This is a genomic window from Acinetobacter sp. TR3 (assembly GCF_027105055.1).
Classification (GTDB): domain Bacteria; phylum Pseudomonadota; class Gammaproteobacteria; order Pseudomonadales; family Moraxellaceae; genus Acinetobacter.
In genome coordinates, this window is sequence record NZ_CP114264.1 from 1410255 (window position 1) to 1429816 (window position 19562).

Genomic DNA, 19562 nt, shown 5'->3' on the forward strand with positions numbered 1-19562 from the left:
ACAATTTATACGGGATAGATTATCTTGCATTTGTTATCTACGCGCATAAAAAAAAGCGATGATTTTGCAATCATCGCTTTCTCGTTATCTCGAACTTATTTTTGTACCAATAACTGATCGAAATGTTTAGTAAACACTTCGAGTTCAACTTGGCTTAAGCTCGGGATTAATTTTTTAATAACGATATGAACAGCTGTCTCTACGCCACTTGTTGCAACGCTTGCAACACCACGTTTTACCATACCAAGACCTAAAGTCTTGTTGTATTCAGTCATAAAGTGATGAATGAGTGCATCAGCAAAAGATTTAAATTGATGTGTTAAAGCATCACGTTGTTCTTTGCCATTTCCAGCAGCGACTTCAGCAAAACTCTTTTTCATTTCAGAAACAAGTGCATCAGGTAGAGCAGTACCAATACGTTGTTTACCTTCATTATCAGTAAACAAGCTTTTTTCCATAAATGCCAATGATTCTAAAACTTGTTCATTAGAAGCTTTGCCTAATAATTGCTTCATTAATGTAGAAACAATACTACGAATCTTTTGTGCGAGTTCTTCAGTTGTATCTCGTTTATCACTTGGTGGAAATTGTTGAACCAAATGAACCAACATGGTGTCAATTAACTCATCAGTAAGCTGTAGAGAAATTTTGTCACGTAAAGGGTACTGTGGCTCTTTACTATCACGGTTGGCTTGTGCAAGTTGAATGTCCTGACTCAACGCTGCAGATGGAAGAATACCGAAATAACTGGTCATTGAAGAACGTCCTCTATATCAAATTTATTCGTTTTATTGTCGTGCCAAGCGAATTGGCTCTGGCATCCATGACAAATCTGATACTCGACATGGGTTAATATCCAAGCCCCCTCGACGAGTATAAGTTGCATAGACCATCAGTTTTTCTGGTTGAAGCAATTGCCAAATATCAGCAAATATTTGCTCGACACATTGCTCATGGAAACCATTGTGCTGACGGTACGAGATAATATAGGCTAATATGCTGCGATAACAAGGTTTTTTACCTTGAAAACGAATAAAAATCGTACCCCAATCTGGTTGTCCTGTGACTGGACAATTACTTCTTAAAAGATGAGAGTAAAGTTCAATTTCAACACTTTCTTCGGTCGTTGCAGGATCTAACTTTAATAGAGTTGAATCTGGATGTTCAGATAGACGCTCAGGGATGAGATCATCAATACAAATCCCTTGCGGTTTAGAAATTTCTAAATCATCAACTTGGAATAATTGTAGTTCAACTTTTCCACCTGCCGCATTGGATAAGTCAAGTTCAACCGTTTCGATAAAAGCTTGTTGAGACTCAAACTGAGTAAAGTTCATGCTATTGAAATAAAGTTTAAGTGACTTTGATTCAATTAGGTTGGGTGAGTTGGCGGGTAAAGTTAAACGACCAATTGCCACTTGTGGTAGCCCAAGACTATTTAACCACGAAATTTCAAAAACATGCCACCAATCTTTACCTTGTGTAATTCCTTCAACATGCAAATACTGTTGACGAGATTCAGCACGGGAAATTGGAAATAAAACATCGGGCTGATATTGAGTAGGGTATTGGGTATCTTTGCCCAATAAAGAATGTTCAACACTCATTCACGCATTCCTGAACCACGAGATAATAAATGATAAGCAACTGTATAGAGAGCAACGCAGCATACGGTAACGATACTCAATGAGAAAGTTACATTGACATCACTGTGTCCTAAAATGCCAAAGCGGAAAGCATTGACCATATATACAATTGGATTGACTAAAGATAAATTTTGCCAAAATGGGCTAAGTGCACTAATCGCATAAAAAACACCGCCTAAATAGGTGAGTGGCGTCAATACAAAAGTTGGGATAATTGAAATATCATCAAATGACTTTGCATAGACCGCATTGATGAAACCACCAAGCGAAAATAATAATGAAGTAATAATGACTGTATATATAGTCACGAAGAAATTATAAATTTCTAAGTGAGTAAAGAATAAACTCATAATGGTTACAATGAGACCAACCAAGACGCCGCGACTAACGCCGCCAATCACATAGCCCCAAAGAATTAGATGTAATGGTACGGGGCTCATAATGAGTTCTTCAATACTTTTCTGGAATTTAGCACTAAAGAAGCTTGAGGATACGTTGGCGTAGCTATTCGTGATCACCGCCATCATAATTAAGCCTGGCACAATAAATTGCATGTAGCTAAAGCCACCCATTTCACCGATACGAGAGCCAACTAAGTTGCCAAAAATCACAAAATATAGGCTCATTGTGATTGCCGGCGGTAACAAAGTTTGTGGCCAAATTCGCATAAAACGACGAATTTCTTTAACAACCAACGTCCAAAGTGCGGTTTTTAATTGACTGAAATTCATTGATTCGCTCCAGCAAGATTCTTCTCGACCATTTTCACGAACAATTCTTCCAAACGATTGGATTTATTACGCATACTGCTGACTTGGATATTTTTCGATTGTAGCAATAAGAACAGGTCATTCATGCTATGCGCTTTGTCCATAGTGATTTCTAAAGTCACAGGATCAATTAAATTAAACTTGAACCCAAGAATATCCAGTTGCAAATTTTCAATGGGTTCAGCGAGGTCACAGATGAATGATTCTTCATTCAGTTGATTAAGAAAGCCTTTCATGGTGGTATCTTCTTTAATCACACCACGATCAATAATCGCGATACGACGGCACAGCATTTCTGCTTCTTCTAAATAGTGAGTCGTTAGAATAATAGACGTACCGTTTTCATTCATTTCGGTGAGAAAATCCCACATTGAACGACGTAACTCAATGTCTACACCCGCAGTCGGCTCATCTAATATAAGCAACTTAGGTTCATGCATCATGGCACGTGCAATCATTAAACGACGCTTCATACCACCTGAAAGCATACGTGATTGAATATTACGTTTTTCCCATAAACCGAGTTTTTCTAAATAATATTCAGCACGTTGTTCAGCAAGTTTTTTGGGAATGCCGTAATAACCTGCTTGTGTCACTAAAATATCGAAAGTTTTTTCGAATTGACCGAAGTTAAACTCTTGAGGAACAACACCAAGACATTGTTTTGCGTGGGATGGATGGGTATCTAAGTTATGCCCAAAGATTTCCACTGTACCCGATGTTTTTTTGGTTAAGGAGCTAATGATACTGATCGTTGTCGATTTACCTGCACCATTAGGGCCTAATAATGCGTAAAATTCACCTTCAGGTACGGTTAAATCAATACCTTTTAACGCCTGAAAACCATTACGATAAGTTTTGGACAAATCGCTCAACACCAAAGCATCAGTCATGAACGTCTCACGTTGTTAAATAGAACGACTATTTTGAGTGATATAAAAAAATAAACCAAGTACAAAAATAGGTTTCTGGCGTTTTAGAAATGGAACGATTAATTCGATAATTTTGTAAAATGATCTACTTTCAAATTGTCAAATATTAAATTTTTTATTTAGTATCAAAATCTTAGAGTTTTAAGTATCGCATCAACTATAGGTAGGGTTATCAAAATAATCGTAAACTGATGCTAGACAGAATTGTAGGCAGTTGATCCATCTAAAGTTCTAAAATATTTTTGCTCAAAAGTTTCTGGACTTTACCAGCCATTTGCAGAGTGTCGCTTCGTTTGATTGTAGTAAATCTCAATATACTCGAAAATTGCCGCATTAGTTTCTTACCGTATAGCAAAGCTGTTGTTATGAATAATATGTCCTTTTAATATGTGAAAAAAGCTTTCGGTTACAGCATTATCCTAACATCAGCAGTGTACTGCGCAATGCTGCGAGACATGCTTTTAATACACTCATTCGTCAATAGTATCACTCTAAAATCACGACTAAAGTACTGCGATCCTTGTTTAGAATGCACCATAACACTCTTTGGGTAACCCTGACGAGCCAACGCATAATTCAACGTGCATCACACACCAATTGACTGTCTATTCTATGGCTAATTTGCCATCCTACCGTACGCTCACTCATACTATAGCCCAGATCATAATATGTCATAAACGAATGACTGTGCACCTAAACGAGCATGACGTTGCCAATACACCGTTTTGAGATCATAGTACTTCTGTTCGGTATGTACTTGTCGGCTGCACCAAGCATGGCAACCAGATGTGCTTACACCAAGACTTTTACAAGCAACAATAATACATGTACCTTTCAAACTTAAGTCCGATATTAACGTGTACTTCTTTTGGCTTGTTCGGCTGTCAGAAAGTAGACGTGTGCCTTTTTTAGAATGTCATTGGCTTCTTTGAGTTGCCTGTTTTCCTTATCGAGTTCAACAATACGTTGTTGTTCTTGCGTAATTTGTCATTTGCTAATACAACCCAGATTCGTTTCGCACATTCATTTGTCAAGCGTTCAATAACCCATACCTAACTTTCTGGCTATGGTCGCTAATGGTTTGTAGTTGGCCACATATCTCACCTATATTCTGTCATTTAAATTTAATGTACATCAAACTAAAAGTGACATTTGTATAGAAAAAATGATAATTCGTTAAGCTACTAAATCATTACTTATTGAGTTTAATTGAATAATTAGACTTTAAGGTCGAATTTTGCAATTTATCTTTCAATTGTGGCATAACTTGTTTAATTATATAGAAAGTACAAAGTGAAATTAAAAGCATTAGTAAAACTTCAAACGATTCACTGAGTGTAAAAAGGAATAGATAGAATGAAAATATGCAGAGTAAGCAATATAATTTTTTTTGAAAATATAGTGTTGTAAAAATTCCATATAACATAGCGGAAAATATTAAATTAAAGCTTTTATTCATTCCTAATTTATCTAAAATAATAATTACGATAGAAATGCATATAATTGAAGCAATGCAAACAAAAATATTTTTAATTAACATCATGTTATTTACTCCAATTTAATTTAAAAATCTTCTCCTTTGGTTTTATTTAAAGGAGAAGGTAAAAAGCACAATTGTTTTATTAGCCTTATATATTTTTCTTATTTTCTAAGAATTAAATTATAGGCTATACATTTTAAATACTCCTCCAGAAAGTATTTTTAAATGTTTGTGCATGAGGAAGTATATATAATGAAAAAATCATGGAAATAATCTTTAGCTTACATCAGTATGAGAAATTTCTTACATTAGGTTGTTTTTTGATCTAATTGTTAATTAATTAAATTAACTTAATACAATTTAATCAATGGTTTAATTTTAATTGATTAAAAATTAACAAAAATAATTAAATAAATTTTACATAAGTAATTATAAAATAACATTTTTTTACATTATAGATTTAACTGGCATTCACAGTCGAATATCTGTATTGTGTGACAAATACAGCTTCTAAGTTGTTAGTTCATAAGGCTTATTGAAAAATACTAAAGAGTTGGCCTTGATCAATTAATATTAATTTTGGATGTATTCACGATGGAATTCGTCAGACTGCTGTACGCAAGTAAAGTTGCTAATACATATCCTGAGCTAAAGCAAGATTTAATTGAAATCTTAAATTCAGCAGTAGATTTTAACTATCGTAATGAAATTACTGGTGTTCTTTACTATGGGCATGGATATTTTGTTCAATGTCTTGAGGGTAGGAGGAGCAAAGTAGATGATCTTTTGTATACTCGAATTTTGAAAGATCCAAGACACAAAAATTGTGAAATTCTATTTTATGAGAAATGTGATGTAGGCCTTTTTAAAAATTGGAACATGAAATTCGCACCAATTAATAAAAGGCTAGGGGATTTCTTTCTAGAAAATCATAGAGATGACTTTAATCCATTTTTACTATCAACTGAAACAATTCCAACTTTTATTGATCTTTTAGCATCGGAATATGCTATAGAACCATATTCATTCGAAATGAATGAATAATCCAAATTTTTACATAGCATTGTTATAGAGTAAAATAATGAATATACGATTATGCTATGCCAGTTCACGTCATGAGCTAATAGATGATTTGATTGAAGACTTAAGTGATATCCTCACAGTTGCAAGAGACTTTAATTCTAAAAATGATATTTTCGGGGTTTTATATTATGCAAATAATGCTTTTTTCCAATGTTTAGAGGGGGAAAAGGTAATTGTTCATGAGCTCTTTGATCGTATTAAAGCCGATTGTAGACACAATTCAATATTAGAATTCAATGTTGTAGAAATTGATAAATTCAGTTTTAAAAATTGGTCTATGAAGTATGTGCAAAAAAGCTCAAATGTCGATATTTTCTTTAATCAAATAGGATTTGGTCAGTTCATTCCAGCAGCTATAAATGAAGAGAATTTAAATCAATTTATAGACGTACTGTTAACTGAAAATCAGACAGAAGTAAAAAGAAAAATTGGTTTAAACAAACGTGGAACTCGTCCATACTTGTAAGACTAAAAAAGACGAGCTCTATTAGCCCGTCTTTTTTAATTCTTAAAGTGCAATACTCTTACTTGTTCCTAAATCTTCGGTTTCACCTGTTACTGCTGCCTTAGTAAGCTTATAGAGTGTGAATAGTGTGCCTGAACCTTTCCAATATTGAGCACCATTGCATACAACTCTAATGAGTTGAATGTCTGAATCGGATTTACCGTGTTGGAAGAAAGCCTCATAGGCAGGGGACCAGATTTCATCAAGTATGACTTCATCAATCACATTTTCTGCAACACCATTAATAGAGACATAATCATTATTTGAGGTATTACTATAACCCAAATTCACCTGAGGATTGATTGATATACTTTTTACTAATTCAGATTTTTTTGAACCTAAGAACCATACAATTCCATTGAATGTATTATTCTGAGTGGTCATAGGAGCAGAATGCAAATGACCTTCTTCAGTGACAAACGTTAACATTGCGAATCTAAAATGCTTAAGTAATTCGGTCAATTCTTCATAATTGCCATTAATATTTTCCATATTTATAATACTCAATTAGTAATTTGAATTAATACTATCTATTAAAAGAATATTAATAGAGGTTTATATTTGTATTCACAATGTTTAATAAAAATAAAAGATGAACGTTAGTGTAATTTTATGGTATTCAAGAGTATCTAACCTGACTATTTTTATTAATTTGTATGACTTTAAAGTAAGTATTTTTATAATGTATTACTTTGTTTAAATAAGCATTATCTAACTCCTCCCATATCTCAAAATTAAAGAACATAGATGATTCGTCATAAATCCACAACCAATTTGAAACATGCATTTTTTTAGCTGAGTCAAAGATTGTATCTTTAACTTTGATAAGCTTATGTAAATTCAATTTTTCGTCCTGAAGGACAATTTCGTCAATTTTCAAAAAAACACCATTAAGAAATTGAGTAGGTAAATCTACGCCTATTTTATTAGATTAGATACGGTTTAAAATTAAAAAAATGTAAAGCTATAAAATTTTTAATTTTTATCAATTGGTTAGACTTTTTATAAATATTGAGTAACATTTCAATTACCTTAAATTTTTTTATACTCATTTCATTTTGTTTTTTAAAAGAGATCTTACGCTTGATTTAGGAGTGTATACAATAATTTATATTTGGATTGCAATTACCATTTTGGTTTTTCAACCTTCCAAGTATTTTTTACTAATTCCGTCAAATTCCTGTCAGATAGACAAGCTTATTAAAATTATTTTAAATTTAACAATATATTATAAGTGGTGCGCTCAGCGGGACTCGAACCCACGCCACAGGCTTCGGAGACCTGTACTCTATCCAGTTGAGCTATGAGCGCATGCGTGCCACATCATAGGCAAAAAAATCATGTAGGTAAATATATACTGTGAAACAAAGATGTTTCTTGTTTATTAAAAGAACAATTTTGATTTAGATTCGGGTATGTTTTAAGCAAATATATTATAAATGTTGTACAGAGTAATTAATTAATTTCAGTGTCTGATTGAGTTGTGCACGAGGAATACGTGATTCTTGTAAGAATGTAATCCATTGCATTTGGCACGCTTTTAATTGCTGCAAGTTTTTGATCATCTGTATCTTTTGTATCAAAGGTCGAGCCATCAAACCACAATAAGTTGTTAGCGTTTGAATCATAACTTGTTGAATCTCGACAAAAGGAAGTTTTTCTAGAGCAATAACTTCAGGTTCAATACTTGGAGATGGCGTAGGAGCAACTTCAATAGGAGTTTCTGGAACTGGAGAGACTTCAATGGGCTGTGATACATTGCTTTCAGGAGGTTGAATGACCTCTTGTACTTCTTCGATTTCTATCGGTTCTAATGGTTGATGAGCTAATAAACCCATATCAATCAGTTGTTGCACTAATTCAGTCGGTGCAATCCTTTCTCTGTAACCATGATCAAGCTCTTGAAAATCTTCATGATCAATCAAAAGCAATAAACGACGCTGCCGTGCAGTTAAAGCACTATCACGTTGTTGCAGGGCATTTTGCCCGAGTTCCGTTTTGAAAAAATTAGACATTTCTTAATCCCCACAAGCACAAGATCTAGCATGAGGATTAAGATAAGGTTAAAAAATGACAATAATGTTAACAATTTATTAAATATCATTGTCTTGATTGGAATGACTGGAAAATAATTTAAAAAATTTTCTAAGAGGGCTTATCTAACTAATTTTGTTTCCAATGCCTTACGTAAATAGAGATCAAGATCGTCTTGGCGTAAAAGCCATTGAATATAATCTGCTGGAAGATCTTGAATCGCAGTACCTTTGTGTTTACCAAAAGTAATACTCTTCGGAATACGAGCTTCTTCTGAAGCTTTATAAAGCTGTTCAATATTTTCAATGTTTAATTGATGAATGATATGCATCAAAATATTAGCCGTTAAAATAATGTCAGCATCAGCTCTATGAGCACCTTTGAGCATTTCTCTAGCTTTATCACTCCCTTTGGAGATGAGATAAATTAAGGCTGAAATATTATGTGCTTCCGCATTTTCCCAAACACGACGCGCAAGTGCTAAGGTGCAAATTGGTTTAATTTTTGATGTATCTACGCCGCACTTTGCAATAGCTGTAATATCGTAATCAACGTTATGACCGATAATATATTGGGTATGTTCAGGCAGTTGAAACTCACTGTAAAAAGGTTGATCGGCTAGATCTGATTCTAATATGTGATGCACCGCCATCGCGGCATAAGAGATAGGTTGACCAACTTGATACAGCTGATCAAAAATCTTTTTCTTATCTAAGCTTAGCTTTCCATGCTCAATTTCAATTGGCGCGTAAGCAATTTCTATAGGCAAACCATTTAATGTATGTGTTTCCGTATCTAAAATAATGGCTTGCATAAAGTTGAACCTAATTGGGTAGGATAGTCTCTCAGACTTTTTATCTTACAAGAAATTTATGATGAGCTGTGCTTAATCATGCTTAAATTGATTGGATTTTAAATAAATTAGTAGTGTATTGCGCAAATAAAAAGCAAATATAAAAGGATATAAAAAAAATACTTGAAACAATTTTGTAATAGGCGTAATTCTTATGGGTGTAGTTGCCTTAGAAAAATAACATCTAAGGATAAAACCAAAAAAGAAGATAGTTAAGGAAAAACTAAATGAAAATTAAACTATTAACGGTTGCAATGCTGAGCACGACTTTGTTTTTGACAGCTTGTGGTGGTGGTGGTAATGGATCGACAGTATTTGTACCTAAACCTGAGATTCCTGAAAATAATATCAAAGACCCTGTTGTTGGAATTCCTAAAAACTTTGAACTGAATGGTATGGCTGCAGCGTCATCTGATAGCGTGATAATGACCTATAAAATGTTGGGAGTTAATGATAAAGAAGTATTGGCAACAGCGCTTGTCTTCACACCGCCGGCTTCAATTTTACCACCAGCAAATGGTTGGCCGATAGTCGTTTGGGCACATGGTACAACCGGGGTTGCGGATAAATGCGCGCCAAGTCTACAAGGTTTAGGAGGAAATGAATTTTTATTAAAAGCTTTGTTAGCATCTGGATATGTCGTTGTTGCTCCTGATTATGAAGGATTAGGTGAGTCAAGTGAAAAAGATGCTCATCCATTCTTAAATGTTAAAAGTGAAGCTTATTCAATTACTGATGCTGTGGTTGCTGCACGCGCTTATTTAACTAGTTTAAATAAGAAAACAAATGGTCAGTGGATGACAGTAGGGCATTCCCAAGGTGGTCAAGCGGCATTAGGTGCAGCTCAATATGCGAGTCGTGCAAAATTAGATTATAAAGGAACGGTTGCAGTTGCGCCGGCATCTAATCTAGCTTTAATTTTAGCTGGTGGAGAAAGTGAGGCAAATAAAGAACCAAATCCAATTAAGAAAATAAACATATTAGCTCCTTTAGATACATTCACTGCCTTAATTACTGCTGGTTTAAGAAATCAGTATCCAAGCTTAAAATTTAGTGATGTCTTTAATTCTCCAACAGATGAAATAGCAGCAACAGCTGAGACCTCTTTTGATAATTCAGTTTGTTATCAGGCATTAGGTCAGAATTTAGGTAATGCAATGGGGATTTATTTAGACAAAAATAAAACTCTTGAGGGTTACCCACGTACAAAAACTAACTTTATGTCAATTCCAAGTGTTACAAGTTTTTTAGCCACAGATTCTCAACCTTTGCAGAAGAAAGTGTCGACTCCAATTATTATTTATCAAGGGACATTAGACAAAACAGTACCTAAACCAGTGACTGATTTTTTGGTTAACTCAGCTAAATCTGTAGGAACTGCAATTCCTAGTTCTAATTACAGAGTCGGAGAATGGGATCATACAACAGCATATTCCACAAATATTGGAAAAATTGTCCAAGACGTTAATATCCTTTTACCATCTAACCAAATCGTCAAACAATAAGTAATAACATACAGCTCAACCCTATTTTTCAGGGTTTGAGCTGTGCGATTCTCAATAGAAATATTAAAATTAGATAAAAGGAATTAATTAACTCTAGGAGAATAAAATTATTAGTGGAATGTGAGTAAAATTCACGAATAATTAAATAAATATCAAGCTCTGTAACAGCAAACTTCATGCTATAATTCGCACCAATCTTTAGCACGGCTTAAAAGCCCTAATTTATAGGACCCTCCGCTAATGTTTGCCAATATCTCTATTGCTGAATTTGATCCAGAATTAGCTCAAGCGATTGCTTCTGAAGGCGACCGCCAAGAAGCTCACATCGAGTTAATTGCTTCTGAAAACTATTGCTCACCAGCTGTAATGGAAGCTCAAGGCTCAAAACTTACTAACAAATATGCAGAAGGCTATCCGGGCAAACGCTATTATGGCGGTTGTGAATATGTTGACGTTATCGAGCAACTTGCAATTGACCGTGCAAAAGAGTTGTTTGGTGCAGATTATGCAAACGTACAACCACATGCAGGCTCACAAGCAAACTCAGCAGTTTACTTAGCACTTCTTAATCCTGGTGATACAGTATTAGGCATGAGCTTGGCTCACGGTGGTCACTTGACTCACGGTGCTAAAGTTAGCTTCTCTGGTAAAACATATAATGCGATCCAGTACGGTTTGAACCCTGAAACAGGTGAAATCGATTATGAAGAAGTTGAGCGTTTAGCTTTAGAACACAAGCCACGTATGATCGTAGCAGGTTTCTCTGCTTATAGCCGTGTTGTAGATTGGCAACGTTTCCGTGATATCGCAGATAAAGTTGGTGCTTACCTTTTTGTTGATATGGCGCATGTTGCTGGTTTAGTTGCTGCTGGTGTGTATCCAAACCCAGTTCAAATTGCTGATGTAACGACAACGACTACACATAAAACACTTCGTGGTCCACGTTCTGGATTAATTCTTGCAAAAGCAAACGAAGAAATCGAGAAGAAACTTCAATCAGCTGTATTCCCAGGCAACCAAGGTGGTCCTTTAATGCACGCAATTGCTGCTAAAGCAATCTGTTTTAAAGAAGCTATGGCACCTGAATATAAAACTTACCAACAGCAAGTTGTTAAGAATGCTCAAGCAATGGCTGAAGTATTCATTGCACGTGGTTATGATGTTGTATCTGGTGGTACTGATAACCATTTATTCTTATTATCTTTAATTAAACAAGAAGATGTAACGGGTAAAGATGCTGATGCATGGTTAGGCGCTGCTCATATCACAGTAAATAAAAACGCTGTTCCAAATGACCCACGTTCTCCGTTCGTGACTTCTGGTATTCGTATTGGTACGCCAGCTGTAACAACTCGTGGTTTTGGTGAAGCTGAAGTTCGCGACCTTGCAGGTTGGATCGCTGACATTATCGATAGCAAAGGTGATGAAAAAGTTATCGCTGATGTTAAAGCTAAAGTTGAAACGGTTTGTGCTAAATTCCCTGTATATGCAAACTAATTTGTATATCTAAAAAAAGCGCCGTCAGGCGCTTTTTTTTATTCAAATTTTCTAAAATTCCGAACAAAGGGCTTTTTGCAAAGCATCATATTGGTGCTAATTCTTATCTATTGTCCTAAATCATCCCTAAAAATGATCAAATAAGTATTACGAATACTAAAAATCGTAATACTTATTTGGCATGTCTTTTGCTTCATCTAAATATAGTTAAAAGTTGTCTAGGGTTCCGATGTTGATCAACATGACTGGTCCGAGAGATAACGGTTCGACAGAACTACACGGAGGGATAAAAGCCCGGGAGATCAGGCATTTTGCCATTACGAGGTTAAATTATCCGCAAGAGGTGTGTTATGAATCAATCGTCTTATCACGACAATAAAATACTTTGGGATGAAAAATTACCGGGCGGACATCATTGGTCTGGTCGCATTCAAAGAGGGACTGTTTTACAAGTTGAAGCACTCAATGAAAATGCCAATCTTGCTTTGTTTTGCGTAAATGCAGCAGAAAAACTAGAACGTTTTAATATGCCAGACAGCTTAAAGGCACAGCACACTGCATTTTTGTCAACGGGACATGTTTTATATTCAGATTTAGGTCGGGTAATGGCATCTATTGTGAAAGATGATCATGGCTGGAATGATGTTTTTTGTGGCCCGAGCACAGCAGCACAGATTGAAAAAAAATATGGGAAGCAAAATTTCCAACAAGCACGTAATGACATGTTTCAAAATGGAGTCGACAGTTTATTGGTTGAGCTGACCAAATTTGGTTTAAGACAAGCTGATTTGACTGCAACAGTTAATCTATTTTCTAAGGTTCAACCTGATGATAATGGAAAATTAACTTATCTCAAAAATGATAATCGTCATCAAATAATAGAGTTACGCTTTGAGATGGATTGTTTGGTCTTTCTTTCTGCGGCACCACATCCTTTAGATCAAACAGAAACTTATCAACCTGCTGCTATTCAGCTTCGATTATTTAAAGCCAATCCTCTAACCGAAATTGATATTTGCAAAGACTCATGTCCGCAAAATCAACGTGGTTTCGCTAACAATAAACGCTATTACGCATTATCAAATTAAGGATTGGAGAACTAAGATGTCAGCATTACAAAAACTCGAAAAAGCAGTCCTTGATGAAGTATGCCCAGCAGGTGAAGCGTGGATGTGCGAGGTTAAAAAAGACCAGTATTTTAGAATTGTAGATTTAGAGGGTAATCAAGCTGTTGATACTTTATTTATCAGCGCAGAAAATCCAGATGAACGATACAGTGCCACAGACACACTAGCGCAAAATCAACAAATTTATCTCGAAAAAGGTACCGTGCTATTTAGTAATTATGCTCGTCCTATTGCAGTTATTGTAGATGATAACTGTGGTAGGCACGACACATTGGGGGGGGCGTGTTCTTGTGAAAGTAATACGGTGCGCTATGCACATGATAAGTATCCAATGCATAGTTGTCGTAATAATTTTATGTATGCCTTAGCTCAGCATCCAATTGCAAAAAAACATCAACTGAACGTCAGTCATATTGGCCCAAACATTAACTTCTTTATGAATGTTCCTGTAACCACCGAAGGACATTTAAAGTTTGAAGACGGCGTATCAGCAGCCGGTAAATATGTAGAGCTTCAGGCAGAGATGGATTTGATTGTTTTAATTTCGAATTGCCCACAATTGAATAATCCATGTAATGCCTACAACCCGACAAAAATTCAATTGATTGTTCGTGAAGCTTGAAGGGCGAATTATGTTTAATAAAGTATTAATTGCCAATCGTGGTGCTATCGCGTGTCGAGTCATCCGTACATTAAAAAAGTTAGGTATTCAATCTGTTGCAGTCTACTCGGAAGCGGATAGAGATTCTTTACATGTCACATTAGCAGATGAAGCGATTTTTATTGGTCCTTCACCTGCGCAAGAAAGCTATTTAAATATTGATAAGATTCTGGCTGCTGCAAAAGCATCAGGTGCTGAAGCCATTCATCCGGGTTATGGTTTTTTATCAGAAAATGCGGCTTTTAGTGAATTATGTGAGAAACATGGAATTGTTTTTATTGGACCAACTGCTCAGCAAATGCTTGATTTTGGTCTTAAACATACCGCTCGTGAATTAGCAATTCAAAATAATGTGCCTTTGTTACCTGGTAGTCAATTATTACTTGATCAAGCGGATGCTATTCAACAAGCAGATTTGATTGGTTATCCCGTCATGCTCAAGAGTACTGCGGGTGGTGGCGGTATTGGGATGCGTTTGGTTTGGAATGAAACCGAATTGAAAGATGCTTATCAAACAGTCTCCTATCTTGCACAAGCCAATTTCAAAGATGCAGGATTGTATTTAGAAAAATTTGTTCAGAATGCTCGTCATATCGAAGTTCAAATATTTGGTGATGGCAAAGGAAATGTCATTGCTCTCGGTGAGCGTGATTGTTCGGTTCAACGTCGTAATCAAAAGGTGATTGAAGAAACGCCAGCACCTCATTTAGATGATCAGCAACGTCAATATATTCAAAATGTTGCCATTCAACTGATGCAATCCGTGCAATATCGTTCAGCGGGTACAGTTGAATTTGTCATGGACACCGATAATCAAGAGTTCTATTTCTTGGAGGTTAATACACGCTTGCAAGTTGAGCATGGTGTAACTGAACAAGTGTATGGCGTTGATTTAGTGGAATGGATGGTGACCTTAGCAAGTGGCGATTGGGAAGCGCCCAAGCAAAAATTGCAATCATCAGGGCATTCTATTCAAGTCAGATTATATGCTGAAGATCCAATTAAAAATTTCCAACCGAGTGCAGGCTTGTTGACGAATGTTGCATTTGATCCAGCCGCTCGTGTGGAAACTTGGGTTGAAACGGGATCAAACGTTTCCTCTTTTTATGATCCAATGATCGCTAAAATTATTGTGACAGCTACAGACCGTGATCACGCAATATCGGCGATGAAAAATAGCCTAAGTATTACTGAGATTGCAGGGATTGAAACAAACCTAGAATACTTACAGGAAATTATTGATTCTGAGACCTTTAAACAAGGCACGCAAACAACACGTTTTTTAAATACTTTTGCGTGGAAAACGCAAAAAATAGAAGTGTTACAGGCAGGTATTCAAACAGCCATCCAAGATGTGACGGGACGATTAGGGTATTGGGATGTAGGTGTTCCACCTTCGGGAGCTATGGATGCATTAAGTTTGAACGTAGCCAATCAACTGCTTGGTAATGCATTTAACACGGCTGGTTTAGAGTGCACATTGCAAGGGCCGACGCTGAAATTTCATTGTAATAGCCAGATTGTATTGACAGGTGGCGACATGGAAGCCAGCTTAGATGGTCAAGCTATTCCAATGTGGTCAACGATTCATGTTTCAAAAGGACAAGTTTTAAAATGTGGTCGTGTCGTTACGGGTTGCCGAAGCTATATTGGAATAAAAGGGGGCTTTAATGTTCCTGAATATTTAGGCAGCTTAGCGACATTTACGTTAGGACAATTTGGAGGTCATGCAGGTAGAAATTTACTTATTGGGGATATGTTGCCAATATTTGCATCGGAGCAGACTGAATCAATCTCCTTAAACGCAGAGCAAATACCGACATTTCAAACAAACTGGGAAATTGCGGTGATGTATGGCCCACATGGGGCACCTGACTTTTTCACCAAAAATGATATTTCTATGTTTTTTGAGCAGGAATGGGAAATCCATTTCAACTCAAGTCGTACAGGCGTTCGCTTAATTGGACCTAAACCCGAATGGGCTCGTATTGATGGTGGAGAGGCAGGATTACATCCTTCGAATATCCATGATAATGCCTATGCAATCGGTGCAATTGATTTTACTGGGGATATGCCGATTATTTTAGGACCTGATGGCCCAAGTTTAGGCGGATTTGTGTGTCCTGCTGTGGTTATAAACTCTGAGTTATGGAAGCTCGGACAGTTAAAAGCAGGAGATAAAGTAAAGTTTATCCCTGTGAGTTACACGCAAGCACAATGCTTAGAACAGCGTTATCAAGCTTCAATGGCGAATGAAACCACAGCAAAGCTCAATTATCAGCCACAAATTGAAGCAGAAGAAATTACATTAGCAAATGCAGTCTTGGCGACCTTAGAGCAAGCTGATGATAAACCTAATGTAACGTATCGACCTGCTGGGAATCATTATTTATTAGTTGAATACGGAGAACTGGTTTTAGACTTAAATCTGAGATTCCGTATTCATGCTTTGATGCAGTGGGTTCAACAACAAAATATAAAAGGCATTATTGATCTGACACCGGGCATTCGATCTTTACAAATTCACTTTGATTCAACAGTTTTAGATCAGCTTGAATTATTGAAATTATTGCAGGCTGCCGAAAGTGAGTTACCTGACATAGAAAACATGCAAGTTGCATCGAGAACGGTATATTTGCCACTCGCTTGGGAAGATTCGCAAACTCAACTTGCCACTGAAAAATATACGCAACTGGTAAGACCTGATGCGCCGTGGTGTCCTGATAATATTGAGTTTATCCGCCGTATTAATGGTCTACAATCGAAGAAGGCAGTCAAAGATGTGGTTTATAACACATCATATCTTGTGATGGGGCTAGGTGATGTTTACCTTGGTGCGCCTGTAGCAACACCATTAGATCCTAGACATCGTTTGGTGACGACAAAATATAATCCAGCACGTACATGGACACCTGAAAATGCAGTCGCGATCGGCGGTGCATATATGTGTGTGTACGGCATGGAAGGACCAGGTGGTTATCAGTTTGTTGGGCGAACGACACAGGTTTGGAGCCGTTATCGCCAAAATCCTAATTTTGAACAAAATAAACCGTGGCTATTACGATTCTTTGATCAGATTCGATTCTATGAAGTATCTGAACAAGAACTGTTAGAAATGCGTGAATCATTTAAAGCGGGTCGTTTACAGTTACGCATTGAAGAAGGTGTTTTGAACCTTAAAGAATACAATGCATTTCTCAAAGAGAATGAACAAAGTATTGGAGCGTTCAAACAAGTTCAGCAATCTAATTTTGAAGCTGAAAGACAAAGATGGCATGAAGCGGGTCTAGCTGAATATGTCTCGGATCAGATCGATATTTTGATTGATGATACTGAAATTAGTATTCCAGATGGTGGGATGCTCGTGGAATCACACATGCCGGGATCAGTTTGGAAAATTGAGTGTTCAGTGGGTGATATCATCGAGGAGGGCGAGACTCTTGCTGTGATTGAAGCTATGAAAATTGAGATTCCAATTATCGCACCTGCAAAAATGAAAGTAGATACCATTTTAATTGATAAAGCACAAACGGTAAAAACAGGACAAGCTTTGTTTACTCTTGCGCCAGCATAAAATCAAAAAAGTATGATGCAGAAAAAGCCCTATGATGAAACTTAGGGCTTTTTTTATGTGCATTTTTTCATCTTTTTTAAATGATTTACCCATCAAAAACAGCGGAAAAACTGGCATGGATACTGCATTTAATATTACGAATCTTTAATTTAGTATTACTGGAGCGGTCATGAAAATCAAAAAAATTCTAGTTCAGTATTTTCACATTGCGACAAAAGTGTTGATTGAGTTGCTTTCTGTGAGAGCAGGTTTGTATGTAAAGCAAAATCAAATTCCTAAAAAATAGTAGCATGAGTATGAATGCAAAACCTAAGCTAACCCGTATTAGCATTACAGTCCCTGAAAAAACGGTTGAAGCTTTAGATCAAAAAATTGTTGAGGAACATTATGAAAGTCGTTCTCAAGCGATTGTTGACATGATCAATAAGCACCTGATCCATCAATACACCACCGAAAATTCAGTGATGGTGGGCACATTGACGCTGCTGTATCAACGTAGCTCAAGCAACATTCGTGTTCAGTTGAGTGATTTGCAACATCAGTTTTTAGAACAAGTGATCAGCTCTTTAAGTATTCAACTCGATCAGCAAAAGATTCTTGAAGTCATGCTTTTACAAGGGAGAAGTAATGATCTCAAACAAATAAGCCAGCAGTTCATTGCACTCAAAGGTGTGATCAAAGGACATTTAGAACTCATGGATGCTGTCATGCCACCTTTACAGCAAAATGAGTAGAAAACTCAATTGGCTACAAGCCAGATGAGTTGATTTGTACACAGATTTATCAATGGAAATTTAAAACTTTTCTGAACGTCAAATAGGGGGTTATACAATGAAGCGTACAATATCTTCTTTATCAGTTTCAATTCTTTTAGCAATGTCTGTGGTGGGATGTGACAATTCTGCCAAGGTACCAACGACAGATAAATCAACTGAAACAAAAAGTTCAAATACAGCCACACCGATTACGATTGGGTATAGTGATTGGCCGGGTTTTGTGGCATGGCAAGTCGCGATTGAAAAAGGTTGGTTAAAAGATGCAGGCTTAAATGTAGAGTTTAAATGGTTTGATTATTCGGCTTCGCTTTCCGCTTTTGCTGCAAATCAACTCGATGCCGTGTTAGTCACCAATGGTGATAATCTTGTCAATGCATCAGGTGGTACCAAAGGCATGATCATTATGGTGACGGATTATTCTGCGGGTAATGATGTGATTATTGCTAAAGAGGGCATTAATAGCATCAATGATTTAAAAGGAAAATCGGTTGCTACTGAAAAGGGTTTGGTTGATCATTTATTATTGGCAACAGCTTTAAATGATGCAAAAATTCCATCAACTGATGTGAAATTAGTAAATTCAGTGACCAATGAGTTACCTCAAGTTTTTGCGAGTAAAGATATAGCAGCAATTGCAGTTTGGCAGCCAGTGGCCAATCAAGCACTTAAAGCTGTCGCAGGTTCAAAAATTATTTATACCTCAAAAGATAAACCTGGTTTGATTTATGACACTTTAGCGGTCAATACCAGTCACTTGTCTATGCATAAAGATGAATGGACGAAACTCATTCAAGTTTGGGATAAAACCGTAAAATATATTCAAGACCCTGCTACACATGATGCTGCTGTAAAAATCATGGCAAATCGCGTTGGTGTTGATCCAAAACAATATGAGCAATTTATTGATGGTACTCATTTATTAGATGTTGCTGCCAATAAAAAGGTGTTTGTAAAAGGTGATGGTTTTGATTCAATTTATGGATCAACTTATTATGTCAATAAATTTAACGTCAGTAATGGTATTTATAAAAGCGAAGTGGATGTTGATGGTTTGATCTATCCTGCGCTGCTCAATGAACTGAAATAATAGATTTCGAAAATGCAAAAACCGTTCAAAAA

At 36.3% G+C, this 19562-nt stretch carries 17 protein-coding genes, 1 tRNA gene, 3 pseudogenes and 1 riboswitch; of the genes and pseudogenes, 10 read left to right on the forward strand and 11 right to left on the reverse strand.

Annotated features, from left to right (window positions below):
• Nucleotides 1–95: 95 nt before the first annotated feature.
• From O1449_RS06505 to O1449_RS06525, 5 genes and pseudogenes are all read right to left on the reverse strand, one after another.
• Nucleotides 96–755 carry a hypothetical protein gene (locus O1449_RS06505; RefSeq protein ID WP_269230195.1) on the reverse strand — a complete coding sequence of 220 codons (660 nt, stop codon included), beginning with the start codon at nucleotides 753–755 and terminating at the stop codon, nucleotides 96–98.
• 33 nt (nucleotides 756–788) lie between these two features.
• The gene (gene queF, locus O1449_RS06510) at nucleotides 789–1607 is read right to left on the reverse strand and encodes an NADPH-dependent 7-cyano-7-deazaguanine reductase QueF (RefSeq protein ID WP_269239492.1); all 819 of its coding nucleotides are present in this window, start codon (nucleotides 1605–1607) and stop codon (nucleotides 789–791) included.
• The gene (locus O1449_RS06515) at nucleotides 1604–2377 is read right to left on the reverse strand and encodes an ABC transporter permease (RefSeq protein ID WP_269239493.1); all 774 of its coding nucleotides are present in this window, start codon (nucleotides 2375–2377) and stop codon (nucleotides 1604–1606) included. The genes queF and O1449_RS06515 overlap by 4 nt, the downstream gene beginning before the upstream one ends.
• Nucleotides 2374–3309: an ABC transporter ATP-binding protein gene (locus O1449_RS06520; protein WP_269239494.1), complete on the reverse strand. Its 936-nt coding sequence runs from the start codon at nucleotides 3307–3309 to the stop codon at nucleotides 2374–2376. The genes O1449_RS06515 and O1449_RS06520 overlap by 4 nt, the downstream gene beginning before the upstream one ends.
• A 233-nt stretch (nucleotides 3310–3542) precedes the next feature.
• Nucleotides 3543–4452 (reverse strand): annotated as a pseudogene (locus tag O1449_RS06525) (DDE-type integrase/transposase/recombinase).
• Between the two features lie 970 nt (nucleotides 4453–5422).
• Between O1449_RS06525 and O1449_RS06535 the strand changes: the two are divergent.
• Nucleotides 5423–5872 carry a BLUF domain-containing protein gene (locus O1449_RS06535; protein ID WP_269239496.1) on the forward strand — a complete coding sequence of 150 codons (450 nt, stop codon included), beginning with the start codon at nucleotides 5423–5425 and terminating at the stop codon, nucleotides 5870–5872.
• Between the two features lie 37 nt (nucleotides 5873–5909).
• Nucleotides 5910–6377: a BLUF domain-containing protein gene (locus O1449_RS06540; protein WP_269239497.1), complete on the forward strand. Its 468-nt coding sequence runs from the start codon at nucleotides 5910–5912 to the stop codon at nucleotides 6375–6377.
• Nucleotides 6378–6419: 42 nt separating this feature from the next.
• Here O1449_RS06540 and O1449_RS06545 read toward each other — a convergent pair whose 3' ends face one another.
• The 6 genes and pseudogenes from O1449_RS06545 to O1449_RS06565 form a co-directional block, all read right to left on the reverse strand.
• On the reverse strand, nucleotides 6420–6908 hold the full coding sequence (locus tag O1449_RS06545) for a pyridoxamine 5'-phosphate oxidase family protein (RefSeq protein ID WP_269239498.1): 489 nt from the start codon (nucleotides 6906–6908) through the stop codon (nucleotides 6420–6422).
• A gap of 127 nt (nucleotides 6909–7035) precedes the next feature.
• A complete protein-coding gene (locus O1449_RS06550) occupies nucleotides 7036–7296 on the reverse strand; it encodes a hypothetical protein (protein WP_269239499.1) in 261 nt (86 codons plus the stop codon).
• A 355-nt stretch (nucleotides 7297–7651) separates the two neighbouring features.
• Nucleotides 7652–7727 (reverse strand) — tRNA-Arg (locus O1449_RS06555).
• A gap of 122 nt (nucleotides 7728–7849) precedes the next feature.
• Nucleotides 7850–8104: pseudogene (locus tag O1449_RS16335) on the reverse strand (hypothetical protein); the annotation flags it as partial.
• Nucleotides 8105–8229: 125 nt separating this feature from the next.
• Nucleotides 8230–8431, reverse strand: a pseudogene (locus tag O1449_RS16340) (hypothetical protein); the annotation flags it as partial.
• A gap of 140 nt (nucleotides 8432–8571) precedes the next feature.
• On the reverse strand, nucleotides 8572–9264 hold the full coding sequence (locus tag O1449_RS06565; RefSeq protein ID WP_269239501.1) for a 3'-5' exonuclease: 693 nt from the start codon (nucleotides 9262–9264) through the stop codon (nucleotides 8572–8574).
• 266 nt (nucleotides 9265–9530) lie between these two features.
• On the opposite strand from O1449_RS06565, the gene O1449_RS06570 reads away from it, so the two are divergent.
• The 8 genes from O1449_RS06570 to O1449_RS06600 all read left to right on the forward strand — a co-directional run bounded on the left by O1449_RS06570 (nucleotide 9531) and on the right by O1449_RS06600 (nucleotide 19530).
• The gene (locus tag O1449_RS06570) at nucleotides 9531–10808 is read left to right on the forward strand and encodes an alpha/beta fold hydrolase (RefSeq protein WP_269239502.1); all 1278 of its coding nucleotides are present in this window, start codon (nucleotides 9531–9533) and stop codon (nucleotides 10806–10808) included.
• 240 nt (nucleotides 10809–11048) lie between these two features.
• Nucleotides 11049–12305 carry a serine hydroxymethyltransferase gene (gene glyA, locus O1449_RS06575; protein WP_241282463.1) on the forward strand — a complete coding sequence of 419 codons (1257 nt, stop codon included), beginning with the start codon at nucleotides 11049–11051 and terminating at the stop codon, nucleotides 12303–12305.
• Nucleotides 12306–12512: 207 nt separating this feature from the next.
• Nucleotides 12513–12608: riboswitch (guanidine-I (ykkC/yxkD leader) on the forward strand.
• A 47-nt stretch (nucleotides 12609–12655) separates the two neighbouring features.
• Complete coding sequence (locus O1449_RS06580; RefSeq protein ID WP_269239503.1) at nucleotides 12656–13393, forward strand: urea amidolyase associated protein UAAP1; 738 nt, start codon at nucleotides 12656–12658, stop codon at nucleotides 13391–13393.
• A gap of 16 nt (nucleotides 13394–13409) precedes the next feature.
• Entirely contained in the window at nucleotides 13410–14054 is a 645-nt protein-coding gene (locus O1449_RS06585) for an urea amidolyase associated protein UAAP2 (RefSeq protein ID WP_269239504.1), read from the forward strand.
• A gap of 10 nt (nucleotides 14055–14064) precedes the next feature.
• Nucleotides 14065–17667 (forward strand): urea carboxylase, encoded by a 3603-nt coding sequence (gene uca / locus O1449_RS06590; protein WP_269239505.1) that lies wholly within the window; start codon nucleotides 14065–14067, stop codon nucleotides 17665–17667.
• A 169-nt stretch (nucleotides 17668–17836) separates the two neighbouring features.
• Nucleotides 17837–17953, forward strand: coding sequence for a hypothetical protein (locus O1449_RS16345; protein ID WP_004662521.1), 117 nt, complete (start codon nucleotides 17837–17839; stop codon nucleotides 17951–17953).
• A gap of 10 nt (nucleotides 17954–17963) precedes the next feature.
• Complete coding sequence (locus tag O1449_RS06595; protein ID WP_269239506.1) at nucleotides 17964–18401, forward strand: CopG family ribbon-helix-helix protein; 438 nt, start codon at nucleotides 17964–17966, stop codon at nucleotides 18399–18401.
• A gap of 97 nt (nucleotides 18402–18498) precedes the next feature.
• Nucleotides 18499–19530: an ABC transporter substrate-binding protein gene (locus tag O1449_RS06600; RefSeq protein WP_269239507.1), complete on the forward strand. Its 1032-nt coding sequence runs from the start codon at nucleotides 18499–18501 to the stop codon at nucleotides 19528–19530.
• Nucleotides 19531–19562: the final 32 nt, after the last annotated feature.